The following is a 23,683-nucleotide window of genomic DNA, read 5'->3' on the forward strand; positions in this document are numbered from 1 at the left end:
GAAAGGACACCATGACCATCCTCGTCACCGGCGGCACGGGAACACTCGGCCGCCCCACTGTTGACCTGCTGCGCGCCGCCGGACACGACGTGCGCATCCTCAGCCGAACCTCGGGTGACGGCCGGGTGGTGGGCGACGTCACCACGGGCGCGGGACTCGCGGATGCCCTCCGCGGCGTCGACACGGTGCTGCATCTGGCGACAAGCACCGGCTCCAAGGATCCGCTGCAGACCCGCAACGTCGTCGAGGCCGCGAAGGCCGCCGGTGTCGCCCACCTCGTGTACATCTCGATCGTCGGCGTGGACGTTGTGCCCTACTCGTACTACCGCGCCAAGTTCGAGAGCGAACGGATCATCGAGGAGTCGGGCATCCCGTTCACGATCCTGCGCGCGAGCCAGTTCCATCAGTTCCTCCGCTTGTTCATCGACCTGCAGCGGAAGCTGCCAATGATCATCGTGATCGATGCGCCCGACCAGCCCATCGCGGTCGAGGAGGTCGCCGCACGCCTCGCTGAACTCGTCGAGGCAGGCCCCTCCGGTCGAGTGCCCGACATCGCGGGCCCGGAGCAACTGGAGCTGAAGGACGCGATCGCGACGTGGCAGCGCCACGCAGGGACCCGCAAGCCCGTGTGGACGATGCCGCTCTTCGGCAAGACGATCCGCGCCTTCCGTGAGGGTCGCCACATGACGGGACTCCCCGGATACGGTCGCGAGACCTTCGAGACGTATGCGGCGAGGGAGGCACGTGGTACGAATGAGGCGTGACCGTCGCCTTCATCGTCCCGCTGTGGGCTGACCTCCTCGCCGTCGGTATCGGCGCGACCCAGGGCGCACTGTTCGCGGCGCAGTTCCGCGACCGGCGACTGGACCTTCTGGGCGTTGCCATCATCGGTATCGCCACGGGGCTCGGCGGTGGTTTTCTCCGCGACATCCTGCTCTCCGAGGTACCTGCAGCGTTCAGCAACAACTGGTACGTGCTCGTGGCGACCGCCGCCGCCCTGCTCGGGATGCTTCTCGAGAGGCTGATCTCACGGCTCGGCGTGCTCGTCAACGTGCTCGACGCCCTCACGATCGGCCTGTTCGCGGCCATCGGCACGACGAAGGCCCTCGCCGCCGGGCTCCCCGCGGTGCCCGCCGTCTTCCTCGGTGCCCTCTCGGCCGTGGGCGGCTCGATCCTGCGCGACCTGCTCCTCAACCGCCCGATCGCACTCATGCACGTCGGATCGCTCTACGCGATCGCGGCGGTCGTCGGATCCGCGTCACTCGTCGGGCTTCTCGCGCTCGGGGTTCCCGTGTTCATCGCCGCCATCATCTGCGTCGCCATCACGTTCGGCGTGCGCATCCTCGCGGTGCTGTTCAACTGGAGCCTGCCGGAGCAGAAGGCCATCACAACGGTGCCGCGGATCCGGCGAAAGCCGAGATCCACCAAGCGCGGCCTCGAGAACTAGGCGGTCACGAGCTCCCGGTCGTCCGCCTCCGTGCGCACGGCACGGTTCACAGCGGAGACCACGGCCTTGAGCGAGGCCGTCGAGATGTCGGCATCGATTCCGACACCCCACAGGCGCTTGCCACCGACGTTGAGCTCGACGTACGCGGCGGCGAGGGCATCCCCACCGGCGCTCAGCGCGTGCTCGACGTAGTCGTAGAGCGTGATGTCGATGCCGCGAGTGGCCATCACGCCGAGGAACGCGGCGATCGGGCCGTTGCCCGTGCCCGTCTCGACCGAGACGTCCTCGCCGACACGCAGCTTGACCTCGAGCTCGACCTCGCCGGTCAACTCACTGGCCGTGCGGGTGGAGAGCAACTCGAAGCGACCCCACTTGTCCTCGGCACGGTGGTCGGGTGCCGGCAGGTACTCGTCCTGGAAGATCTCCCAGATCTCGTCGCTCGTGACCTCGCCGCCCTCGGCGTCCGTCTTCGCCTGCACCACGGCGCTGAACTCGATCTGCAGCTTGCGCGGCAGGTCGAGGGCGTGGTCCGTCTTCAGCAGGTAGGCGACTCCGCCCTTGCCGGACTGCGAATTGACACGCACGACGGCCTCGTAGCCTCGACCCAGGTCCTTCGGGTCGACGGGCAGGTAGGGAACGGCCCATTCGAGCTGCTCGACGGGGATGCCCTGGGCCTTGGCCGCGGCATCCATCGCCTCGAAGCCCTTCTTGATGGCGTCCTGGTGCGAACCACTGAAAGCCGTGTAGACCAGGTCGCCTGCCCAGGGGCTGCGCTCGTGAACCTTGAGCTGGTTGGCGTACTCGGCAGTGCGACGCACCTGGTCGAGGTCGCTGAAGTCGATCTGCGGGTCGATGCCCTGGGTGAACAGGTTGATGCCGAGAGCGACGAGGTCCACGTTGCCGGTGCGCTCACCGTTGCCGAAGAGGCATCCTTCGATGCGATCGGCGCCGGCCAGGTAGCCCAGCTCTGCAGCGGCGATCGCGGTGCCCCGGTCGTTGTGGGGATGCAGCGAGATGATGACGTTCTCGCGGTTGTTCAGGTGCCGCGACATCCACTCGATCGAGTCGGCGTAGACGTTGGGTGTTGCCATCTCCACCGTCGCGGGCAGGTTGATGATGACCTTACGCTCGGGGGTCGGCTCGAACACCTCGAGCACCTGGTTGCAGACGTCAACCGCGAACTCGAGCTCGGTGCCCGTGTAGGACTCCGGCGAGTACTCGTAGAAGACCTCGGTCTCCGGGATGAGTGCCTCGGCGGCGCGGCACAGTCGGGCGCCGTTCAGGGCGATGTCGATGATGCCCTGCTTGTCGGTGCGGAAGACAACGTCCCGCTGCAGGACACTTGTCGAGTTGTAGAGGTGCACGATCGCGCGCTTGGCACCCCGGAGAGACTCGTAGGTGCGGTTGATCAGCTCCTCGCGCGCCTGTGTCAGCACCTGGATCGTCACGTCATCGGGGATCAGATCCTCCTCGATGAGCGCGCGGACGAAATCGAAGTCCGTCTGGCTCGCCGACGGGAAGCCGACCTCGATCTCCTTGTAGCCCATGCGCACGAGCAGGTCGAACATGATGCGCTTGCGCTCGGGACTCATCGGGTCAATGAGTGCCTGGTTGCCATCGCGGAGATCAACTGCGCACCAGCGCGGAGCCTCGGTGATGCGGTTGTCCGGCCACGTGCGATCGGGCAGATGCACCGACAGGGTCTCGTGGTACGGCTTGTAGCGGTGGATGGGCAGTCCCGAAGGCTGCTGGGTGTTCTTCATGGTCGTGGTGTCTTTTCGTGTTGTCTGGATGGGGGGTTCAGACCAAACAGCAAAGGCCGCGACGAGTGAGGCCTGAAGTTAGGACCCGTCGCGGCAGCTAAGAAGAAGCAGACCGAACACGGTTTCAGGGTAGCACTGCCGAGGGCAAGCTCGCACGGCTCCGTCCCAGGCATCCGTCTGCCAGCCGCTGTCAGCGCCTGACAGAGCGGTGACAGCGCCCACGACACACACTCTCCTCATGACCAAGACGATCGAGGCCCACGGCCTCACCAAACACTTCGGCAAGACACAGGCCCTCGCCGGCATCGACCTGGAGGTCGAGGAGGGCACCGTGCTCGGCGTCCTCGGACCGAACGGGGCGGGCAAGACGACCGCGGTACGCATTCTCGCGACACTCCTCCGACCGGACGGGGGCACCGCCCGCGTCTCGGGCTTCGACGTCGTGCACCAGGCGAAGGAGGTGCGCCAGAGAATCGGACTGACGGGGCAGTACGCAAGCGTCGACGAGGATCTCACGGGCATCCAGAACCTCGTGATGATCGGCCAGCTCCTCGACCTCTCGACCGCCCAGGCGCGCATCCGGGCCAACGAACTCCTCGAGGAGTTCGATCTCACGGATGCCGCGAAGCGGCTCGCCAAAACCTATTCGGGCGGTATGCGCCGGCGACTCGACCTCGCCGCGAGCCTCATGGGACGCCCCGCCGTCGTCTACCTCGACGAGCCCACGACGGGCCTGGATCCCGCGAAGCGGGATGACGTGTGGGAGATGGTGCGTGTGCTCGTGCGACAGGGAACGACGGTGCTGCTCACGACGCAGTACCTGGAAGAGGCGGATGCCCTCGCCAACCAGATCACGGTGATCGACCATGGCTCTGTCATCGCCCACGACACCCCGCAGGGGCTCAAGCGGCAGGTGGGCGGGCAGACGCTCGAGGTGCGCCCCAGCCTGGCCAGTGACATCCCTCGCGTTCGGGAGCTCATGATCGCTGCGGGGACTCGCAACCCCGAGCAGCCCGCTCCCGACCTGCTGTCGGTTCCCGTCGACGACGACTCGGCCCTCACCACCGTGGTGGCTGCGCTCGCGAGCGAGAGGATCGGCGTCTCCGAGCTCTCCCTGCGTCTACCGAGCCTCGACGAGGTCTTCTACGCGCTCACCGGCCAGGTGGCCAAGGACGAGGAGGTAGCGGCATGATCCGCGACACTCTCGTGCTCGCCAAGCGCACGGTCACGAAGATGTTCCGGAACCCGGAGCAGTTCATCGACGTGAGTGTGCAGCCGATCATCATGACGGTGCTCTTCGTCTTCATCTTCGGCGGGGCCGTGGCTGGCGACACCGCGAACTACCTGCCGTTCGTGCTGCCGGGCATCGTCGTCCAGACGATCATGTTCACGTCCCTGACCATCGGCGTCAATCTCAACACCGACATCCAGAAGGGCGTGTTCGACCGGTTCAGGTCGCTTCCCATCGCCCGGTCGGCGCCGCTCTTCGGGGCAGTCGTCGGCGACGTCGTGCGGCACTCCATCGCGATTGCGGTGACGCTCGGATTCGGCGCCATCATCGGCTTCCAGTTCCAGACCCCCTGGTGGCATGTGCTCGCGGCCGTTGCGCTCATCATCGTCTTCGCTGTGAGCCTGTGCTGGGTGTCGGTGTTCATCGGGATGCTCGCCCGCAGCTCCGGCGCGGTGCAGGGACTGTCGTTCCTCATCGTGTTCCCCCTCACGTTCGGTTCCTCGACCTTCGTGCCGGCGGACACCCTTCCCACCTGGCTACAGGGCTGGGTCGCGATCAACCCGGTCACGCATGTGATCGAGGCCATGAGGGGCCTGCTGTCGGGCGTCGAGTACATGACGCCGGGCAACACGATCCTCGGCGAACTGTTGTGGGTCGCGGCATCCTGCGTCGTGCTCGTCGGGGTCTTCTTCCCCCTCGCGACGTGGGCGTACCGGCGCAAGATCTAGCTGGACCGGTCAGGACACGAGTCCGCGCAGTTCCTCGAGCGCTCCCGGGCGGGTTGGTGACAAGCCAACCCGCCTGGTTTCGCTGCGCCCTGCCGCTGCTTCGATGGCGATGACGCGCGGGTCCGTCGGATCCTCCGCACCCAGGACCGCGACCGCGAGTTCGAGAGCCCGCGCGGCTTCGCTCGTGTCGCCCCGCGCGAGCGCCAGCATCCCGAAGTCCAGCGCCACCGAGCCGATCACCGGATGGTCTCCGCTGTGGAGTGCATGCTCGGCGGCGCTGCGCAACGCGGACTCCGCCGCGACGAGGTCGCCATCAAGCAGCGCCACGCCGGCACGCCCCGACTCCGCCAAAGCGAGCAATTGGCCAGGCAGCCGCGACAGGGTGGGCGCGAGCGCATCGAACCGTTCGAGATAACGCCGTGCCGCGTCGGCCTCACCAAACGACACGTTCGCGGCGATCGCCGTCGTGAGTGCCTGCGTGATCGTGCGGATGTTGCCGCCAGCGTCCGCTTCTGCCAGCAGTTCTTCCGCACGCTGCCGTGCCTCCTCCACCCGACCCAGGCGAGTGAGGATGGAGATGGAGAGCGACCGCTGCTGTGCAAGATCCCAGCTGGAGGTGATGCGGCGCATGTTCTCGGTGGAGGCGTCGCTCAGCTCCAGGGCCTCCTCGAGTCGACCGTTCACCGACAACCACTCGGAACGCATCTGCTGCGCGAGCGCGAGTCCCCACCAGTCACCGATGGCGGTGAACTGGTCCACGGCGACCTGGGACGCCTCCCCCAGCGACTGCACGTCCCCCCGGTTCTGGGCGATCGAGGCGCGAACGACCGTCAAGACGGCCGTCGGCCACTCCGAGAGACCGAGGTCCTCGCCGCGAGGCACGACCACCCGCGTCATCCACCCGGGTGAACCGGCCTCCTTCGAGAAGGCTCCGATGATGGGGATCACGAGCTGTACGACGTCGGGCGCGGACGAGGAGACCTCGAACCTGGGGAGCAGCGCCATGGCTTGCGCGACATCCTCCTCGTCGGCATCCGTCTCCGAGCCCGCGTTGAACGCGACAACCACCGGATAGACGTGATGCATGAGTCGCCCAGCATCGGTGTCGACCGTCGCTGCGAGCGGACCGACCGCTGCCATCCAGGTGCGCGAGTCCGCCTCACGGTCTCGGATCGTCCAGTACCAGAAACAGGACACCGCAAGGGCGACGGCTTCCTCTGCCATCCGCGACTCGGTGGCGAAGCGCAGTGCTCCCGCGATGTTGTCTTCCTCCGCGTCGAACCAGGCGATCGCGTCGTGGATCTCGGGGCCGCGCAAGCGCGCATCGTGTCGCGCGGCGCTCTCCACCATGACGTGCACCTGTCGTTCCCGGGCCAGGGCGAGCAGGCCAGCCTCGGCGAGACGCTCGATGCCGTACTCCCGGATCGTCTCCAGCTGGCGATACCGGCCCTTGTTCCGTTGCAGGAGCGAGCGGTCTACGAGCGAATCGAACACACCAGCGGATGCCACCCCCATCGATCGAGCGAGCAGCGCTGCGTCCGCGGCATCCGCCCCCGCCGGGTACACCGCAAAGCCCGCGAGCACGTGCTGCTCCTCCTCGGAGAGAAGGCTCCAGCTCCAGTCGATCATCGCCCGGAGGGTCTGATGCCGCGGCATGGCTGTGCGGAACCCACCCGTGAGGAGTGCGAAACGGTCGTCGAGCCCCGACAGGACCTCGTCGAGCGACATCGTGCGCAGTCGGGCGGCGGCCAACTCGATCGCGAGCGGCAGACCATCGAGACGTTCGCAGATGCGGCCGGCCACCTCGAGGTCACCCTCCGAGAACTCGCCTGCGGTGGCCGAGATCGCCCGCTGCGTGAACAGTTCGATGGCGCGGTCTCGGGCGAGCGAACCCACCGCGACGAACGCCTCGCCCGGCACACCGAGCGGTTCGCGACTGGTGGCGATGATGCACAGCTGGGGTAAGGCCCCAAGGAGGTCTGCGGCGAGAGCGGCCGCACGGTCGATCACGTGCTCGCAGTTGTCGAGCACAACAAGCACCTCTCGCCCCGTGAGTCCCTCGATCACCCGGGTGCGCGTGTCCACGATCTCCGACGAGGTCTCCGAGGTCCGGATCTCGCGTCCCGTTGCGGCCAGCACTGCCGCGTACAGCTCGGTGGGCCCGACCGGTGCGAGTTCCACCAGGACCGCACCCGGGCGGGATCGAGCGGCCTCGACTGCGAGGCGGGTCTTTCCCGCACCACCGGTCCCGATGATCGTGACGAGCCTGCTCTGGCCGAGTTGGAGCGACACGGTCTCGAGCTCGATCTCGCGCCCGACAAGCGCCGTCAGCGGGGCGGGGATCGAGGAGCCTGAGGCCTCCACACGAGCGATGCCGCCCAGGGCCAGCGCGTCGGAGCGATCCTTCAGCAGGTCGCGCACGAACCAGTCGAAGTTGTCGGACGGGATCCACGGCTCGCCGCGCCACAGCCCGAGGGCCCTGGTCGCAAGCACGGTGGCAGCGTCACCCGTGGCCGCGGCCGCCTCGGCCACAAGGTCGGAGAAGGCGAGGGCGTCGACGTCCGCTCGCGCGAGCGCGATGCGGTACCCGCCGGGGGTGGACTCGATGACGTCGGGTGGGAGTTGAGTGCGCAGCCGGGAGACGATCGACTGGAGCGCGCCGCGGGTGTTCTCCGGGGCATCCCCCGCCCAGATGTCCTCCGCGATCGATCGGTAGCTCACCGCCGACCCCGCGTCGATCGCAAGGCGGAAGAGCACGGCCACCTGCATGGTGCCGTTCACCGCGACCGAGCGACCTTCGTGCTCGACACGCAGTCCGCCCAGGAGCCCGACCTTCACGGGAGCAACTCTAGGCGGACCGCGTGACCCCTACTCCACAGCGAGGGCAACGACCGGTGCGATCGACGTCGCTCGCCGGGTGGGGGCGACGGATGCCGCGACCGTGAGCACGGCGCCTGCACCCACTACGACAGCGACGAGCCACCACGGAATGACCGGGAGCATCAGACTCGCGCCCGGCATCGCACCGAGAAGTGACTGCGCCCCCACCCACCCGTAACCGGTGCCCAGCACAAGCCCCACGAGCATGGCGGCGATCGTGAGTTGAGCCGCCTCGACCCGGACCATGCTGCGCAACTGGGCGTTGGTGAATCCGAGCGCGCGCAGGAGGCCGAGTTCACGAGTGCGCTGGAGCACGCTCAGCGAGAGGTTGTTGACCATGCCGACGGCCGCGATCAGGGCACTGAAGCCGATGAGCACTGAGAAGATCCCGACGATGACCGCCATGAGCTGGTCGAGGTCAGCGGCATCCGACAGGGGCCTGAGCAGCTGCTGGAACGTCGCTGCGGCAACCGCGAACATTGTGACGAGCGTGACTCCGATCACGAGACCGATCGTCGTCCTGGCACTGCGCTCCGGGTAGCGCACCGCGTTCTCCGCGGCGAGCCGCCCCGCGGCGGAACGACTGAACAGGCGGCCGACGAGCCGGAGCGCCGCCGGCATCACGAGCGGAGCGCCGAGGATCACTCCGGTGAACGAGAGGATGCCACCGACCACGCCCACGAGTACGGCGGCCGGGTTGATGAATCCGAGGGCAACGGACGCCGCGAGGATCAGCGTGCCGATAGCGAAGAGCACGACGGCAGTGACGTTGCGGCCACGGCGGGCCGAGACATCCTCTGCCCTCGACTCGACCGAGGCGCCCGTCGCCTGCATGGGCGTGACGTGGAGAACGCGACGGGCTCCCACCCAAGAGGCAAGCCAGGTCGTGAGCACCACGGCCACGATGGGTACCAGCAGGACAGGGTCGGCGAAGCGGTACCCGAGCGCGGGAATGGTGTCGGTCGTGACGCCGACCAGCACGAGGGAACCAGACAGTGCCGTGCCGACGACGATCCCGAGTGCAGCGCCGATGAGGCCGACGATGAGGCCCTCCTTCGCGACGCCGCGGCGCAGGGTGTGGGCCGACGCTCCGACAAGCCTCAGGAGGGCGATCGTGCGGGTGCGCCCCGCAATGATCGTCGAGAACGTGTTGGCGGTCACCACCGACCCGACGTAGGTCGAGATCACGATGAACACGAGGGCGACGATGGCGAGCATGACAGCCACCGTGGCGCTCGATCCTGTCGTGTCATCCGCGCCGATGATCACGGCCAGATTGCCCGTCACCTGCAGGAGAGCGACACCGAAGGCGGAGCTCAGGACGGCGACGAGGATGCTCGGGCGGTGCTCGCGCCAGCGGAAGCGGTTCATGCGCGCGCCTCCATGCCGATCATGAGCTCGCTGATCTCGGCAGCGGTCGAGCGGGGACGGTCCTCGACGATGCGACCGTCGGCGAGGAACAGGATGCGGTCGGCGAAGCTCGCCGCGACCGGGTCGTGAGTGACCATCGCGATCGACTGGCCGTAGGTCGACGCGGAGGTGGCCAGGAGCGAGAGCACCTCGCGACCGGTACGCGAATCGAGGTTGCCGGTCGGCTCATCGGCGAAGACGAGTTCGGGGCGCGACCCCAGAGCGCGAGCGATCGCGACGCGCTGCTGCTGGCCGCCCGAGAGCTCGTAGGGCCGGTGGCGCAGTCTGTCACGAAGACCCAGCGAGTCGACGAGGGTGTCGATCCACTCCCGTTCCTGGGTTGTCGGGCGGCGGCCGTCGAGTTCGAACGGCAGCAGGATGTTCCCCTCGATGTCGAGCGTCGGCACGAGGTTGAACGACTGGAAGACGAAGCCCACCCGGCGGCGGCGGATCATCGTGAGTTCGGAGTCCCCCAACCGCGTGATCTCGGTGTCCCCCAGCCACACCTGACCCTCCGTGGCGGAATCGAGACCCGCCATGATGTGCATGAGCGTGGACTTACCCGAACCACTCGGGCCCATGATGGCGGTGAACTGGCCCCTCCTGATCCCCACAGACACTCCATCGAGAGCCGTGACGCGGGTGGAGCCTGAACCGTAGTGCTTGCTGAGCGAGGCGACGCGGGCCACGAGGCCCAGTTCTGATGGCGTGATGTTCATGGTGTCCACGCTAGGAACCGCAACCCTCAGGGGTCGTCGGCCGCAGGGGGTCGCCGCGTCATCCGATCGGATGATTCAGACCAGACGATGCTCGTAGGCGAAGACGACGAGCTGAACCCTGTCGCGCAGGCCGAGCTTGCCGAGGATGCGACTCACGTGCGTCTTCACGGTCGCCTCACTGAGGAACTCTGCCTTCGCGATCTCCGAGTTGCTGAGCCCGCGAGCGGCGAGGGCGAAAATCTCCCGCTCGCGGTCGGTGAGGGCCTTGAACGCGGGCGGTACGGGCTGCGCTTCCTCCCCGAAATGCTCGAAGAGCTCCCGGGTTGCGGTGGCCGCGACGACCGAGGTGCCGGCATGGACCGTCCGGATCGCGGCGAGCAGGAACTCCGGGTCGGTGTCCTTGAGGAGGAACCCGCTCGCACCGGCTCGGATGGCACGGGCGGCGGCTTCGTCGAGGTCGAAGGTGGTGAGCACGATGACGCGCGGCTGGCGACGGCCCTCAGACTGGGCGAGGATTCCGCGCGTTGCCTCGATGCCGTCGAGTACGGGCATCCGGATATCCATGAGGATGACGTCGGGCCTGACCTCGGCCGCCATGATGATGCCCTCCCGCCCGTCGCCCGCCTCACCCACGAAGGCGAGATCGGGCTGGGATGAGACGAGCATGCGGATGCCCGCGCGGAACAGCGCCTGGTCGTCGACGAGTGCGACACGGATCGGGCTCACGGTGCCACCACTGCGCGCACGGGAACGATGGCACGAACGACGAATCGATCGCCCTCGGGCGCTGCTGTGAGGGTGCCTCCCACGAGGAGTGCGCGTTCGCGCATGCCGGTGAGGCCGTGGCCGTCGACGATCTCGGTGGGGCGCTCGTCACGGAGACGGCTGGAGACGAGGAGCGTCACGTCGGTGCCGGTGCTCGTCAGCTCGAAGTGAACCCTGGCCGCGGCATCCCCGTGGCGGAGGGCGTTGGTGAGGGCCTCCTGCGCGATGCGGTAGATCGCGAGCTGGTGGCTCGTGGGAAGCGGAGGGAGTTCGTGCTCACGCACCACCTCGACGTCGAGCCCGGATGCGCGCAACTGGGTCACGAGGGCATCGAGGTCGCCGAGCACGGGTTGCGGTCCGTCACCCTGCTCCTGGCGCAGCTGGCCCAGCAGCAACCGCACGTCGGCGAGGGCCTCGCGGGCAGTCGTGGAGATGGTGACGAGCGCTCCATCCACCGCCTCCGGGTCTGCAGCTCGCGCATACCGTGCGCCGTCGGCCTGGGCAATCACCACGGCGAGAGAGTGCGCGACAACATCGTGCATATCGCGGGCGATCCGGTGGCGCTCCTGCTCAATGACCACCTCCCGCTCGGCGACCGCCTGCAACGCACTGCTCTCGCGCGCGTTGCGCCAGGTTCGTGCCAGGAGGCCCGCCGTCCAGCTGAGACCGAGCACGGCCAGCGACGCGCCGAGCGAGAATATGCCGGCAAAGGTGAGCTGGGGCACGAGAGCGAGAAACGACCCGCTGCTGCCGACGAAGCCCGTGAGCAGGAAGTACATCGTGGCGACGAACGCGCCCACGATCGCGGAGGCGAGGCCCAGCCACTTCACCCGCGGACTTCCGTAGCGGGCGGTCGAGTAGAGCACCGCGAGGATCGCGAGGTTCGCGGCATCCGGGGACAGCAGCGCGCTCATCTGCAGGAGCGCACCGAACCACGCGACCGCCAACGCGAGACCGGGAGACAGCCGTCGGATCGCGAGGGCCCCACCCATCGCGAGGAGCATGATCCAGCCCGCCACGGAATCGAACGGCAAGATGGAACGGATCAGCACGCAGAGCGTCGCGACGACGATGTCGACCGCGAGTTGCGCCGAGGTCAGGGGACGGAACATCCCTCCACGGTAGGCGCGCACGCCCCAATTCGGCCGCTTTCTCCTCCTCACGGAGCCGAACATCATCCTCCAGATGTACGCGGCTCCGTCTCCCGGCCGCTCCCCTAAACCCCCGCGAGAAGCCACATAAAGACCGGTTGGCCCGAATTCGGGGGCACAAGTGGCTTTTCGCGGGGGTTTAGGGGCGCCACCCGGCCGACCTGAGCGCTGATCCAACACGCCTGACGATGCTGTGGTGGTCGTCGAGGTGACGGTTGACGACTCTCACCACAGTCCAACCAGCTCTCGTGAGTTGCTCGAGGCGAAGGATGTCTGCAGACACCTGCTCATCGGTGAGGTGATGTCGGCCGTCATACTCCACGATGACCTTCCATGACTCGTACACGAGATCACCGAGCCTCAAGCGCTCCCCGGGCAGCGACACGATTGGGTTCACGGCTGGCTCGGGAAGTCCCCCTGAGACGAGGATGAGTCGCAACAGGGTCTCACGCGCCGAATCGCATCCCGTCCTCACGAGGGGCAGCGCAACCCGCAACGCGCGATTGCCGCGGTTACCGGCATGGCGTCCGATGGCTCTCTCCAGTTCGACCATCGTGAGGAGCGGGTCAACGCGCCGCACCAGGCTGTCGCCCGCGGCCACGAGTTCCCAGACCGAGAGTCGAGTTGAAAGAGCACGAAAGGCATCGAGGGGTGCCGTGACGGGAAGGCCAGCGCGCTCCACAATCGTCACTGTGCCCTCATCAGCGTGGTGACCGTTCACTCCCCTCATGCGCGCCGGTCGGGTGGAGCCGACGCTGGTGACATCCACCTCGCGCGCGAATTCGCACCACGGAGGCAGCCACATTCCCCATAGCACTGCTGCCGACACGTGACTGATCGCGTGCCCCTCACGCAGTAGTGGAGCGTAGGCGTCGATCCGTTCTCGCTGGTTTCGGGGTTCACGCGCGGTGCGAACACCGCGGAAGGGCGCACTCGCCTTGTTCCTGGGCACGTGCCGAGCATCCGTCGTGCACCACCGTCGCGTGCGCAACTCACGCCCACTCGTGCACAACCTGCGCGAGAAGCCACCTGTTGACGACAACTACCGCACTGTGGCTGGAAGGTGGCTTTTCGCGGGGGTTTAGGGGCTGAGGGGGTCAGAACCCCAGCCGACCGAGTTGTTTCGCGTCGCGCTGCCACTCCTTGGCAACCTTCACGCGCAAGGAGAGATAGACCTGGCGGCCGAGCAGGCGCTCGATCTCGACGCGGGCACGGGAGCCGACATCCTGCAGCCTCTCGCCCCCCTTGCCGATGATGATGCCCTTCTGACTGTCGCGCTCGACGAAGATGTTCGCGTAGATGTCGAGCAGGTCCTTGTCGTCGCGCTCGGTCATCTCATCGATCGTGACCGCGATCGAGTGGGGCAGTTCGTCCTGCACACCCTCGAGTGTTGCCTCGCGGATGAGCTCGGAGATGCGCGCCTGCTCCGACTCGTCGGTCACGGCATCATCCGGATACAGCGGGGGCGACTCCGGCATGAGAGCGATCAGTTCCCTGACCAGGATGTCGAGCTGCACGTCCTCGAGGGAGGAGATCGGGATCACCTGGTCCCACTCGCGAAGCTCACTCACGGCGAGGAGTTGTTCGGCGATGCGGGTGGGGTTCACGACGTCGACCTTCGTAACGATCGCCACCTTGCGTGCCTTCGGAAACGCGTCGAGCTGCTCGTTGATGTACCGGTCACCGGGCCCGATCCTGTCGTCCGCAGGGACGCAGAAGCCAATGACGTCCACCTCACCGAGGGTGTCGATGACGATGCTGTTGAGGCGCTCGCCGAGAAGCGTGCGCGGACGATGCATCCCCGGGGTGTCGACGATGACGAGTTGTCCGGTCGACGCGTGGACGATGCCGCGGATGGCACGGCGAGTGGTCTGCGGCTTGGACGAGGTGATCGCGACCTTCTCGCCGACCAGCGCGTTCGTGAGCGTCGACTTGCCCACGTTCGGACGCCCGACGAACGTCACGAACCCTGCCCGGTATGGCTCTGCCATTACTTCTCCTTGTCCGGTTCCGCGAAGGCGGATTCCGCCTCGATGAGAGCCTGGTCCCGCTCCACCAGAACGGTGGTGAGGCGGCGCCGGCGTCCCTCGGTGCGGTCTGCTGTGAGCACGAGGCCCGAATGGGCGGCGGACGATCCCTTGTCGGGCAGACGGCCGAGCGCCTTGGTGAGGAGGCCGCCGGCGGAGTCGACCTCGTCGTCCTCCAGCTCGATGCCGAAGAGATCGCCGAGCTCGTCGATGGGCAGGCGAGCACTCACGCGGTACCGTCCACCACCGAGGTCATCGATCTCCACGACGTCTCGGTCGTACTCGTCGGAGATGTCGCCGACGAGCTCCTCGATGAGATCCTCGAGAGTCACGAGGCCCGCGATTCCGCCGTACTCGTCGACGACCATGGCGAGATGCGTCGACTCGAGCTGCAGCTGGCGCAGCAGACTGTCGGCCTTCTGCGACTCGGGAACGAAGACGGCCGGGCGCGCCAGGGACGCGGCCGTGAGGGTCGCGGCATCCAGGGTGCGCTCGAAGACCACACGCGTGACGTCCTTGAGGTAGAGCACGCCGAGGACCTCGTCGATGTCCTCGCCGATGACGGGAATCCGCGAGACCCCCTTGGAGAGGAACAGGGTCATCGCCGAGTCAGTGGACGCCTCCCCCGGGATCGTGACCATGTCGGTGCGGGGCACCATGACCTCGCGCACGACGGTGTCGCTGAACTCGAAGATGGAGTGGATGAGCTCGCGGTCGTCCTCCTCGATCACCTCGAGCTCGGTCGCCTCGTCCACCATGCTCAGGAGCTGCTCCTCGCTCGAGAAACTGGCCGTGCGGGGGCGCCCCGGCGTGACGCGGTTGCCGATGGCGACAAGAGCAGCCGCGAGTGGTCCGAGCGACACACGAATGGCACGCACAATGGGCGCGGCAAAGCGGATGATGGGGCGGGCGTGAGCGCGACCGACACTGCGAGGGCTCGAACCGACGAGCACGAAGGATGTCGCGGTCATGATGCCGGCACTCAGCAGGAGAGCCCACCACCAGTCGAACGTCGTCGCGAAGGCGAGTGTGACGAGTACCGCGGCCGTGGTCTCGGACACCACGCGCATGAAGTTCAACGCATTGATGTGGGCCCCGGGGTCCTGGGCGATCGCGATGAGGGATCGCTTCGATCGGCTCGTTGCGGCGATGTCCACGAGGTCCGACCGGCTCAGAACTCCGAGCGCCGCGTCAGCCGCAGCGAGGAGGCCACCGAAGACGACGAGCAGGACCGCCACCCCGATGAAGATTCCGATCATCATGGGCGACTACCGTCGTCGTTCTTCGAGCGCGAAACCGACCAGAATGTCGCGCTGGATGCCGAACATCTCGCGTTCCTCCTCGGGCTCGGCGTGGTCGAACCCCAGCAGGTGAAGGATGCCGTGGGTCGTCAGCAGGAGCATCTCCTCGAGCGGTGAGTGGCCTGCGGCCTCCGCCTGGGCGATCGCGACCTGCGGGCACACGACGATGTCGCCGAGGAGGCCCGCCGGGGTCGGGTTGTCGTCGGAACCGGGGCGCAGCTCGTCCATCGGGAAGCTCAGCACGTCTGTCGGACCCGGCTCGTCCATCCACTGCACGTGGAGCTGCTCCATGGCGGCCTCGTCGACGAAGAGGATCGCCAGGTCGGCGTCGGGATGCACGTGCATCTGGTCGAGCGCGAAGACGGCGAGGCGCTGGATCGCCTGCTCGTCAACCTCAAGGCCGGACTCGTTGTTGATCTCAATCGACACGCTGCTACCTCGGGCCCTTTCGGCCGTTCTGGCCCTTGTCACGGTTCTCGTTGCGGCGGAACTTCTCGAGCTGCTTCTCCGCGTCGTACGCGGTGTACGCGTCGACAATCTGGCCGACGAGCGTATGGCGCACGACGTCGGCGCTCGTGAGTCGCGCGAAGTGGATGTCGTCGATGGACGACAGCACCTTCGTCACGAGCTGCAGACCGCTCGCACCTGCGGGCAGGTCCACCTGGGTGATGTCGCCGGTGACGACCATCTTGGAGCCGAACCCGAGGCGGGTGAGGAACATCTTCATCTGCTCTGGCGTGGTGTTCTGCGCCTCATCCAGCACGATGAATGAGTTGTTGAGGGTACGACCGCGCATGTAGGCGAGCGGAGCGACCTCGACGGTCCCGCTCGCGAGGAGCTTGGGAACCAGCTCCGGGTCCATCATCTCGTTGAGCGCGTCGTACAGCGGTCGGAGGTAGGGGTCGATCTTGTCGGTGAGCGAGCCGGGCAGGAATCCGAGTCGCTCGCCCGCCTCGATGGCGGGACGGCTCAGGATGATGCGGTCGACCTCCTTGCGCTGCAGCGCCTGCACGGCCTTTGCCATCGCCAGGTACGTCTTACCGGTTCCGGCCGGACCGATCCCGAACACGATCGTGTTCTCGTCGATCGCGTCGACGTACTCCTTCTGGCCGAGCGTCTTCGGTCGGATGCTCTTGCCCCGACTCGTCAGGATCGCCTGGCTCAACAGCTCCGCAGGGCTCCCCGACTTCGAGTCGAGGATGCGAGCCGACGAGGTCACCTCGACCGGCCCGAGATCCTGCCCGCCTCGCACCATCTGCACGAGTTCGTCGACGAGGGCGCGCGCTGCATCCACCTTCGCCGGGTCGCCGGAGAGGGTGATGTGGTTGCCGCGCACGAGCACGTCGACGCCCGGGTACTGGCCTTCGATGGTCGACAACAGGCGGTCCTGAGGGCCGAGCAATCGCACCATTGCGACCCCGTCGACCTCGATCTCGACTCGATAGTCGTTGTCTGGCACTTCGCTACTGGGCAAGGGTTCCTTCCTCGAGCCCGCCACCCAGCACGTGGGCGTGGACGTGGAAAACAGTCTGGCCAGCGGCCTGGCCGGTGTTGAAGATCAAACGGTACTCGCCGCCGGCGTACTCGTCGGCGAGGTTCTGGGCAACGCTGACGATCGTCGCCAGCAGTGCGGGGTCACCGGCGGCGAGCTCGGTGACGTTCGCGTACTCGGCCGTCTTGGGCACAACGAGGATGTGCACGGGCGCCTTGGGGGCGATGTCGCGGAACGCGATGACATCGTCGCTCTCGAACACGATGTCGGCAGGGATCTCCCGGTCGACGATGCGAGTGAAGATCGAGGGTGATTCGGTCATACCCTCAAGCTTAATGGCGGGCTCGGACTTCACACCGGGGGTGACCGCGATCACCAACGACCGAGGAGGACGTTGAGTGCGCCCAGGGCGGCGGGTCCCGCTGTCGACGTGCGGAGCACCTCGGTGCCGAGCCGCACCGATTCGGCGCCGGCATTCTCGAGAACCTCGCGCTCCTGCGGCGAGATTCCGCCCTCCGGTCCCACGACAAGGATCAGGTCCCGGCCATCGAAGTCGAGGGAACCCAGGGCCGTTTCAGCGGTGGGCTCGAGCACGAGCATCCGTGCCCCCGAGGCGAAGGCGGCGAGCTGGCGGGTCGTGGCAATGTCGAGCACGTCCGGTACCCACGCGCGGAGGGACTGCTTGCTGGCCTCCCGAACGATGGCAGTCCAGCGATCACGGCCCTTCGCGACCTTGGCGCCCTCCCAGCGCGAGATGCTGCGGGAGGCCTGCCACGGGATGACGCCATCCACGCCGAGTTCGGTCGCCGCCTGTACCGCGAGCTCATCGCGATCGCCCTTCGCGAGCGCCTGGGCGAGGAAGATCGCGGGCTCCCGCCTCGGGTGCTCCGAGACCTCCTCGACCACGAGCACCAACTCGGCGGGCTGGGCGCTCTCGATCGTGCCTGTCACAACGAGACCTGCTCCGTTGCCCACGCTGATCGACTCGCCAGCCGACTGGCGGCTGACGGTCACGGCGTGACGAGCCTCTGATCCGGAGAGCGAGACGCGCTCCCCGACCTGGGGAGGCGTGAGTGCCTCATCCAGGTAGAAGTGCGCCACGTCAGAACCTCACGCTCAGAGACCGAGGAAGCGGTCGCGCAACTTGGCGAAGAGACCCTGCTGAAAGTGCGACAGGGTGGGCGGAGTCTGCTTGCGCGCGCCCGCGAGCTGGCGGACCAGATCCTGCTCCTTCGAGTTCAGCTTCGTGGGCGTGACCACCTGGATGCCGATCCGCAGGTCGCCACGGCCACTCCCCCGCAGGCGCGTGACGCCACGGTCCTTGACCGTGATGACCTCCGCACTCTGTGTGCCAGGGCGGACCTCGAAGTCGATGTCGCCGTCGAGGCCCTTGAGGGTCGTGTGAGTACCGAGGATGGCATCCGTCATCTGCACCTCGACAGTGGCCAGGAGGTCGTCACCCTGGCGGCTGAACGTGTCGTGGTGGCGCACCTTGATCTCGAGGAAGAGGTCGCCGGCGGGCCCACCGGCCGGGCCGACCTCGCCCTGGCCGGGCATCTGTAGCCGCAGGCCGGTGTCGACGCCCGCGGGGATGTCGACCGGAATCGTGCGCGCTGCGCGCACGCGCCCCTGGCCGGCACACGTGGGGCATGGCTCGGGGATGACGGTGCCGTAGCCACGGCAGGTGCCGCAGGGGTTCGAGGTGACGACGTTGCCGAGGAGGCTGCGCATGGTGCGCTGGATCTGCCCGGAGCCGCCGCAGATGTCGCAGCGCACCGGGGAGGTACCGGGCGCGCAGCAGGAACCGTCACAGGTCGGACAGATGACGGCGGTGTTGACCTCGAGATCGCGCTTCGTGCCGAAGATGACCTCGTCGAGATCCACCTCCACGCGCACGAGGCCGTCCTGGCCGCGTTCACGACGGGACCGGGGCCCGGTCGTGCGCTGCCCAGCACCGAAGAAGGTCTCGAAGATGTCGCCGAACCCGCCGAACCCTGCGCCGCCGAATCCCGCCTGGGGACCGAGGTCGTACTGCTGGCGTTCCTGGGGGTCGCTGAGCACGTCATAGGCGTGCGTCACCTGCTTGAACCGTTCGGATGCCTCGGCACTCGGGTTCACGTCGGGGTGGAGTTCCCGTGCGAGCCGCCGATAAGCCTTCTTGATCTCCTCGGCGCTCGCTGTACGTTCAACGCCGAGCACCTCGTAATGGTCTGCCACTGTGTCCGTTCTTCGTCGTTCCGCTTGTCTAGTCTTCGTCGAGCAGTCGCGAGAGGTAGCGCGCTACCGCGCGAACCGCTGCCATGTTGTTGGAGTAGTCCATCCGTGTGGGCCCGAGCACGCCGAGACGCGCGATGCTGCCGCCCGACGACGAGTACTCGCTCGTGACCACCGAGGTCTCCTCCAGGCCGAAGCTCTCGTTCTCGCGCCCGATGCTGGCCGTCACTCCGCCGCTCTCCACCTGTATCTCGCCGAACAGCCTCAGCAGGGTCACCTGCTCCTCGATCGCCTCGAGCACGGGGTAGATGGAACCGGAGAAGTCCTCCTCGGTACGCGCCAGGTTGGCCGCACCCGCCATGACCAGCTTGTCCTGGCGGTTGGCCAGCACCTGTTCGACGAGGCTCGTGGTGACCTCGCTGACGAGGGGGCGACGCTCGGGAGGATAGTCGGCTGCGAGGGTGGCCAGCCTGGCCGCGGCATCCGTGAGCCCCAGCCCCACCAGAACCGAGTTGAGGCGGGTGCGCAGGTCGGCGAGTTCCGTCTCGGCAACGGGGCGGGAGAGGTCGACGAGACGCTGCTCCACCCGGCCGGAATCCGTGATGAACACCGTCATGATGCGCGTCGGAGTGAGGGGAACCAACTCGATATGACGTACGCGGGATGTCGCGAGCGACGGGTACTGCACGAGTGCGACCTGGTTCGTGAGCTGCGAGAGCAGACGAACCGTGCGGGCCAGCACGTCGTCGAGGTCATTGGACTGGCCGAGGAACGTCTCGATCGCGTGACGCTGAGCCGAGGACAGGGGTCGGAGATCTGCGAGCTGGTTGACGAAGACCCGGTAGCCCTTGTCGGTCGGAACTCGGCCGGAGGAGGTGTGGGGGGCGGAGATGAGCTCCTCATCCTCGAGGAGGGCCATGTCATTGCGGATCGTCGCCGCGGAGACGCCGAAGGAGTGCCGATCGACGATCGACTTCGAGCCCACAGGCTCGCGCGAGGCGACGTAGTCCTGCACGATGACACGCAACACCTCGAGACCGCGCTCCGAAACCATCTCACCGCCTCCTGTTGGCACTCCGGGAACCTGACTGCCAATTGTATCGCCGCATTGCGCCAGGATCGTTGCAGCGCCGGGCGTGGGGGCGCTACCTTGTGCACACAACCTCTTCACAGGAAAGGCCAACATAGCCATGACCGACCAGACTCCTCCCCCCGCAGCGCCCGCCCCCGCGGCGCCGCTCACCCCCGCAGAGGACAAGCAGTGGGCGTCGTTCGCCCACCTCGGCGGCATCCTCGGTTTCCTTCCCTCGCTCATCATCTGGCTCGTGTTCAAGGACCGCGGTGAGAAGACCAACGTCGAGGCCAAGGAAGCGCTGAACTTCCAGATCACGATCCTCTTCGGCTACATCGCGGGCAGCATCCTGTCCGTCGTCTTCATCGGCATCTTCATCTGGCTCGCGGCGGCAGTCGTGTCGATCATCTTCTCGATCATCGGCTTCATGAAGGTCAACGAGGGTGGCAGCTACCGCTACCCCTTCGCGATCCGCCTCATCAAGTAGCCGTGACGCACGCATGCCCGGTACCGCTGGTGCCGGGCATGTTGCTTTAATGGGCACATGTCCGAGACCACGCCGCCCCCCGCCAACCCGTACCAGACGGTCCAGCCCATGAGCCCGAGCGACGAGAAGCTCTGGGCCACGCTCATCCACATCGGAGGCATCCTCTTCGGGTTCCTCCCCGCACTCATCGGCTACCTGGTCCTGAAGGACCGGGGTCCGTTCATCCGCGCCCACACCGCGACTGCCCTCAACTTCCAGCTGACCATCCTGATCGCCTACGCGGTCGGTGGCATCACGTCGCTGATCCTGGTCGGGCTGCTCGTGCTCGCTGCAGCGTGGGTCGCGACCATCGTGTTCGGCATCATCGCCGCGATCGCCGCCAATGCTGGCCAGCCCTACGTCTACCCGCTGAGCATCAAGTTCGTCAGCTGACGACTACTCGGTGAGCCGTCGCACGACGGCGTCGGCCAGGAGCCGACCTCTGAGGGTCAGTTGGAGGCGCCCAGCGATGGCGGCGGCACCCTCCACGAGACCGTCCGCGATGAGACCAGCCACCGCGGTACGAGCGCTCGACTCGAGGCGGTCGATCGAGAGCCCATCGCGGATACGGGATGCCAGGAGCACCTCCTCGAGGTAGCGCGTCGAGGCATCCAGCGTCTCCCGCCCTGCCGCGGGCGAATCGCCGATGGCGATACGGTCCGCGTACGCAGCGGGATGCTTGACGTTCCACCAGCGCACGCCGCCGATATGACTGTGGGCGCCCGGTCCGACACCCCACCAGTCCTGTCCCTGCCAGTACGCGAGGTTGTGGCGGGATTCGTGCCCGGGGCCCGAGCTCCAGTTGGACACCTCGTACCAGTCGTATCCCGCTTCGGCGAGCATCCCGTCTGCGAGCTCGTACATGTCGGCCTGCAGGTCGTCGTCGGGCATCGCGACCTGTCCGCGGCGGATCTGCGAGGCGAGTTTCGTGCCCTCCTCGATGATGAGCGCGTAGGCGGAGAGGTGATCGGGCTTCTGCGCGATCGCCTGCTCGAGGGACGCTCGCCAGTCGTCGAGCGACTCCCCCGGCGTGCCGTAGATGAGGTCGAGTGAGACATCGAGCCCTGCCTGACGCGCCCAGTCGACGACGAGCGGAATGCGCTCAGGATCGTGCGTGCGCTCGAGAGTGGCTAGAACGTGTGGCACGGCGGACTGCATGCCAAACGAGACGCGCGTGAATCCGGCGTCGCGCAACGCGAGGAGGTACTCGAGATCGACGGAGTCCGGGTTCGCCTCGGTCGTGACCTCCGCATCCGGCTCCATGCCCCACGAGTCGCGGATGGCCGCCAGCATCGCGGCGAGATCCGTCACGGGGAGGAGGGTCGGCGTGCCTCCGCCGAAGAACACTGTCGACGGTGCACGCGAGGGGAGGCCCGCTCGCTCAAGGACCGCCTGCGCCAGCGAGATCTCGGCCTGCGCCTGCTCGGCGTAGTCGCTGCGGCGTGTGCCCCTGAGTTCCTCCGCCGTGTAGGTGTTGAAATCGCAGTATCCGCAGCGTACTCGGCAGAACGGCACATGCACGTAGACGCCGAAACGCCGTTCCGACGCCCCCTCCGCGACCGATGCGGGAAGCGAACCGTCGCGGGGTGCCGGATCCCCGAGCGGCAGCGCGCCCGGCATCAGCGTCGCACCAGACGGAAGACTCGGATGTCACGCAGCGCCGTCTTCTCGTAGTCGCGGTAGTTCGGCCACTGCTCCTCGAGCTCCGGCCACACCGCTTCGCGCTCCGTGGGCTCCAACAGTTCGGCTCGAACCGGGAGCAGCTCACGACGGTAGTGGACCTCGGCATCCGGGTTCACCAGCAGGTTGGTGCTCCAGGCCGGGTGGTTCTCCATGCCGAAGTTGCTGCCAGCGATGAACCAGGTGCCGTCGTCCCTGGGGAAGCACATGAGCGGCACCTCCCGCCGGAGGCCGGACTTGGCGCCCGTCGTGTAGAGCACGAGGGAGGGGATCATCGGGGCGCTGAGCTTCCACCTGCCTCCTGAGATGCGGAAGATCGCACGGTCGAGAGGAGTGATGACGGGTCGGAGCACGAACCGGGCAGGGCTCCGCATCAGGGCAGCGGTGAACGCGCGGACAGTCCGGTTCATGCATCCCATTCTCCGGGACAACGAGAGTGCGACTCGCGCAGACCGGGATCGAGCAGGTGCCGAGGCGACCGCTATTCGGCCGGCTCCACCTTGACCGAGGTGGGGAGGGGCCCACTGAGTGAGCTCAGGTAGCGCCTCGTGTAGAACGCCTGGAACATCTTGAGGATCGGGTAGCACATCCACCAGAACCAGGCGGAAGGCCTCGAAATGGCGGTGATCGTCAGCCAGACGGAGCCATCCGGCATCAGTTCGACGACGAAGGCCTCCTCGCCGGACTCGGGATGCCCCGGCAGCGTGCCGTACGCGAAGCCCTTGCGAGTCGGCTCGTCGATGACGTAGACGACCCGCGCGGGGGCCTTGACCGCGGAGATACCGAAGACGGGGATGACGAGAGTCGCGCTGTCGCCGGGCACGAGGAACGGCGTGCCGTCCGGCCCGAACATCGAATGATCGATCGGGCGCGCGGCAACGGGGTTGCCCTCCTCGTCGAACGAGAGCGGCACGTACGTCTGCTCGCGGATCTCGGGCGGCGCCTCGGCGACATGCACCTCGAAGCCGCTGCGACGCTGGATGCCCCAGCTGAGCGCCTCGGACCAGGCGAAGTCGAATCGCTGTTCGCCGTGGCCGATCCGCACCCGGCGAACCATTGGACGGAAACCCGTGGGAGGGAACGCGAGGAGGTCACCGGCCTGTGTCGCGCCGACGGCGGCGTAGGTCACCGGCTGACTCCACAACTCAGAATCCTCCACAGTGCACCTCCCATCCCCGATCGCGCGGCGACATCCTCGTCACCGGTCCTCAACATTAGCGACCTGAGTGATTCTTGGAGATCATCACATGGCACCTGTGAGTAGTTCGTTACTAAGC

At 67.0% G+C, this 23,683-nt stretch carries 24 protein-coding genes; 6 read left to right on the top strand and 18 right to left on the bottom strand.

The features are described 5' to 3' along the window. Positions 1-11 precede the first annotated feature (11 nt). Both HDC94_RS10590 and HDC94_RS10595 read left to right on the top strand, forming a co-directional pair. A complete protein-coding gene (locus HDC94_RS10590) occupies positions 12-764 on the top strand; it encodes an SDR family oxidoreductase (RefSeq protein ID WP_179497367.1) in 753 nt (250 codons plus the stop codon). Then, positions 761-1,447, top strand: a complete 687-nt coding sequence (locus tag HDC94_RS10595) for a trimeric intracellular cation channel family protein (RefSeq protein ID WP_179497369.1) — start codon at positions 761-763, stop codon at positions 1,445-1,447. The genes HDC94_RS10590 and HDC94_RS10595 overlap by 4 nt, the downstream gene beginning before the upstream one ends. On the opposite strand, the gene leuA is transcribed toward HDC94_RS10595, so the two are convergent. Then, complete coding sequence (leuA, locus tag HDC94_RS10600; protein ID WP_179497371.1) at positions 1,444-3,210, bottom strand: 2-isopropylmalate synthase; 1,767 nt, start codon at positions 3,208-3,210, stop codon at positions 1,444-1,446. The genes HDC94_RS10595 and leuA overlap by 4 nt on opposite strands. A 238-nt stretch (positions 3,211-3,448) precedes the next feature. Between leuA and HDC94_RS10605 the strand changes: the two genes are divergently transcribed. Continuing rightward, positions 3,449-4,402 carry an ATP-binding cassette domain-containing protein gene (locus tag HDC94_RS10605; RefSeq protein WP_179497373.1) on the top strand — a complete coding sequence of 318 codons (954 nt, stop codon included), beginning with the start codon at positions 3,449-3,451 and terminating at the stop codon, positions 4,400-4,402. Beyond that, on the top strand, positions 4,399-5,169 hold the full coding sequence (locus tag HDC94_RS10610) for an ABC transporter permease (protein ID WP_179497375.1): 771 nt from the start codon (positions 4,399-4,401) through the stop codon (positions 5,167-5,169). Before HDC94_RS10605 ends, HDC94_RS10610 begins: the two co-directional genes overlap by 4 nt. 9 nt (positions 5,170-5,178) lie before the next feature. Here HDC94_RS10610 and HDC94_RS10615 read toward each other — a convergent pair whose 3' ends face one another. From HDC94_RS10615 to hrcA, 14 genes are all read right to left on the bottom strand, one after another. Further along, complete coding sequence (locus HDC94_RS10615; RefSeq protein WP_179497377.1) at positions 5,179-8,007, bottom strand: AAA family ATPase; 2,829 nt, start codon at positions 8,005-8,007, stop codon at positions 5,179-5,181. A gap of 30 nt (positions 8,008-8,037) precedes the next feature. Further along, entirely contained in the window at positions 8,038-9,420 is a 1,383-nt protein-coding gene (locus HDC94_RS10620; RefSeq protein ID WP_179497379.1) for an FtsX family ABC transporter permease, read from the bottom strand. Continuing rightward, positions 9,417-10,178 (bottom strand): ABC transporter ATP-binding protein, encoded by a 762-nt coding sequence (locus HDC94_RS10625; protein ID WP_179497381.1) that lies wholly within the window; start codon positions 10,176-10,178, stop codon positions 9,417-9,419. The genes HDC94_RS10620 and HDC94_RS10625 overlap by 4 nt, the downstream gene beginning before the upstream one ends. A 75-nt stretch (positions 10,179-10,253) precedes the next feature. Beyond that, entirely contained in the window at positions 10,254-10,904 is a 651-nt protein-coding gene (locus tag HDC94_RS10630) for a response regulator transcription factor (RefSeq protein WP_179497383.1), read from the bottom strand. Further along, the gene (locus HDC94_RS10635; RefSeq protein ID WP_179497385.1) at positions 10,901-12,055 is read right to left on the bottom strand and encodes a sensor histidine kinase; all 1,155 of its coding nucleotides are present in this window, start codon (positions 12,053-12,055) and stop codon (positions 10,901-10,903) included. The genes HDC94_RS10630 and HDC94_RS10635 overlap by 4 nt, the downstream gene beginning before the upstream one ends. A 178-nt stretch (positions 12,056-12,233) precedes the next feature. After that, positions 12,234-12,785 carry an endonuclease domain-containing protein gene (locus HDC94_RS14800; RefSeq protein ID WP_179497388.1) on the bottom strand — a complete coding sequence of 184 codons (552 nt, stop codon included), beginning with the start codon at positions 12,783-12,785 and terminating at the stop codon, positions 12,234-12,236. Between the two features lie 406 nt (positions 12,786-13,191). After that, entirely contained in the window at positions 13,192-14,085 is an 894-nt protein-coding gene (gene era, locus HDC94_RS10645) for a GTPase Era (RefSeq protein WP_179497390.1), read from the bottom strand. After that, entirely contained in the window at positions 14,085-15,383 is a 1,299-nt protein-coding gene (locus HDC94_RS10650) for a hemolysin family protein (RefSeq protein ID WP_179497392.1), read from the bottom strand. Before HDC94_RS10650 ends, era begins: the two co-directional genes overlap by 1 nt. Positions 15,384-15,389: 6 nt before the next feature. Next, positions 15,390-15,851 (bottom strand): rRNA maturation RNase YbeY, encoded by a 462-nt coding sequence (gene ybeY, locus HDC94_RS10655; RefSeq protein WP_179497394.1) that lies wholly within the window; start codon positions 15,849-15,851, stop codon positions 15,390-15,392. Between the two features lie 4 nt (positions 15,852-15,855). Next, on the bottom strand, positions 15,856-16,833 hold the full coding sequence (locus HDC94_RS10660) for a PhoH family protein (protein ID WP_179499029.1): 978 nt from the start codon (positions 16,831-16,833) through the stop codon (positions 15,856-15,858). A gap of 52 nt (positions 16,834-16,885) precedes the next feature. Further along, on the bottom strand, positions 16,886-17,236 hold the full coding sequence (locus HDC94_RS10665; protein ID WP_179497396.1) for a histidine triad nucleotide-binding protein: 351 nt from the start codon (positions 17,234-17,236) through the stop codon (positions 16,886-16,888). A gap of 50 nt (positions 17,237-17,286) precedes the next feature. Further along, on the bottom strand, positions 17,287-18,015 hold the full coding sequence (locus HDC94_RS10670) for a 16S rRNA (uracil(1498)-N(3))-methyltransferase (RefSeq protein ID WP_179497399.1): 729 nt from the start codon (positions 18,013-18,015) through the stop codon (positions 17,287-17,289). Between the two features lie 15 nt (positions 18,016-18,030). Continuing rightward, positions 18,031-19,131 carry a molecular chaperone DnaJ gene (gene dnaJ / locus HDC94_RS10675; RefSeq protein ID WP_179497401.1) on the bottom strand — a complete coding sequence of 367 codons (1,101 nt, stop codon included), beginning with the start codon at positions 19,129-19,131 and terminating at the stop codon, positions 18,031-18,033. A 28-nt stretch (positions 19,132-19,159) separates the two neighbouring features. Further along, positions 19,160-20,182 (bottom strand): heat-inducible transcriptional repressor HrcA, encoded by a 1,023-nt coding sequence (hrcA, locus tag HDC94_RS10680; protein WP_179497403.1) that lies wholly within the window; start codon positions 20,180-20,182, stop codon positions 19,160-19,162. A 136-nt stretch (positions 20,183-20,318) separates the two neighbouring features. On the opposite strand from hrcA, the gene HDC94_RS10685 reads away from it, so the two are divergent. Beyond that, on the top strand, positions 20,319-20,687 hold the full coding sequence (locus HDC94_RS10685; RefSeq protein WP_179497405.1) for a DUF4870 domain-containing protein: 369 nt from the start codon (positions 20,319-20,321) through the stop codon (positions 20,685-20,687). Positions 20,688-20,744: 57 nt separating this feature from the next. Then, on the top strand, positions 20,745-21,119 hold the full coding sequence (locus HDC94_RS10690) for a DUF4870 domain-containing protein (RefSeq protein WP_218870554.1): 375 nt from the start codon (positions 20,745-20,747) through the stop codon (positions 21,117-21,119). 3 nt (positions 21,120-21,122) lie between these two features. On the opposite strand, the gene hemW is transcribed toward HDC94_RS10690, so the two are convergent. From hemW to HDC94_RS10705, 3 genes are all read right to left on the bottom strand, one after another. Beyond that, complete coding sequence (hemW, locus tag HDC94_RS10695; protein WP_179497407.1) at positions 21,123-22,346, bottom strand: radical SAM family heme chaperone HemW; 1,224 nt, start codon at positions 22,344-22,346, stop codon at positions 21,123-21,125. After that, positions 22,346-22,816, bottom strand: a complete 471-nt coding sequence (locus tag HDC94_RS10700) for a nitroreductase family deazaflavin-dependent oxidoreductase (protein WP_179497409.1) — start codon at positions 22,814-22,816, stop codon at positions 22,346-22,348. Before HDC94_RS10700 ends, hemW begins: the two co-directional genes overlap by 1 nt. A gap of 71 nt (positions 22,817-22,887) precedes the next feature. After that, entirely contained in the window at positions 22,888-23,535 is a 648-nt protein-coding gene (locus tag HDC94_RS10705; protein ID WP_308495703.1) for a DUF1990 domain-containing protein, read from the bottom strand. Positions 23,536-23,683 lie beyond the last annotated feature (148 nt).

The sequence above is a fragment of the Leifsonia sp. AK011 genome (assembly GCF_013410945.1).
In the GTDB taxonomy this organism is placed as follows: domain Bacteria; phylum Actinomycetota; class Actinomycetes; order Actinomycetales; family Microbacteriaceae; genus Rhodoglobus.

What these genes read in the sequence shown, in the direction of transcription:
- leuA (WP_179497371.1), bottom strand. Translation starts at nt 3,210, where the DNA reads ATGAAGAACACCCAGCAGCCTTCGGGACTGCCCATCCACCGCTACAAG.
- HDC94_RS10610 (WP_179497375.1), top strand. Translation starts at nt 4,399, where the DNA reads ATGATCCGCGACACTCTCGTGCTCGCCAAGCGCACGGTCACGAAGATG.
- HDC94_RS10590 (WP_179497367.1), top strand. Translation starts at nt 12, where the DNA reads ATGACCATCCTCGTCACCGGCGGCACGGGAACACTCGGCCGCCCCACT.
- hrcA (WP_179497403.1), bottom strand. Translation starts at nt 20,182, where the DNA reads ATGGTTTCGGAGCGCGGTCTCGAGGTGTTGCGTGTCATCGTGCAGGAC.
- HDC94_RS10700 (WP_179497409.1), bottom strand. Translation starts at nt 22,816, where the DNA reads ATGAACCGGACTGTCCGCGCGTTCACCGCTGCCCTGATGCGGAGCCCT.
- HDC94_RS10665 (WP_179497396.1), bottom strand. Translation starts at nt 17,236, where the DNA reads ATGACCGAATCACCCTCGATCTTCACTCGCATCGTCGACCGGGAGATC.
- HDC94_RS10650 (WP_179497392.1), bottom strand. Translation starts at nt 15,383, where the DNA reads ATGATGATCGGAATCTTCATCGGGGTGGCGGTCCTGCTCGTCGTCTTC.
- HDC94_RS10620 (WP_179497379.1), bottom strand. Translation starts at nt 9,420, where the DNA reads ATGAACCGCTTCCGCTGGCGCGAGCACCGCCCGAGCATCCTCGTCGCC.
- HDC94_RS10685 (WP_179497405.1), top strand. Translation starts at nt 20,319, where the DNA reads ATGACCGACCAGACTCCTCCCCCCGCAGCGCCCGCCCCCGCGGCGCCG.
- HDC94_RS10625 (WP_179497381.1), bottom strand. Translation starts at nt 10,178, where the DNA reads ATGAACATCACGCCATCAGAACTGGGCCTCGTGGCCCGCGTCGCCTCG.
- HDC94_RS10605 (WP_179497373.1), top strand. Translation starts at nt 3,449, where the DNA reads ATGACCAAGACGATCGAGGCCCACGGCCTCACCAAACACTTCGGCAAG.
- era (WP_179497390.1), bottom strand. Translation starts at nt 14,085, where the DNA reads ATGGCAGAGCCATACCGGGCAGGGTTCGTGACGTTCGTCGGGCGTCCG.
- hemW (WP_179497407.1), bottom strand. Translation starts at nt 22,346, where the DNA reads ATGCCGGGCGCGCTGCCGCTCGGGGATCCGGCACCCCGCGACGGTTCG.
- HDC94_RS10635 (WP_179497385.1), bottom strand. Translation starts at nt 12,055, where the DNA reads ATGTTCCGTCCCCTGACCTCGGCGCAACTCGCGGTCGACATCGTCGTC.
- HDC94_RS10660 (WP_179499029.1), bottom strand. Translation starts at nt 16,833, where the DNA reads ATGGTGCGATTGCTCGGCCCTCAGGACCGCCTGTTGTCGACCATCGAA.
- HDC94_RS10690 (WP_218870554.1), top strand. Translation starts at nt 20,745, where the DNA reads ATGTCCGAGACCACGCCGCCCCCCGCCAACCCGTACCAGACGGTCCAG.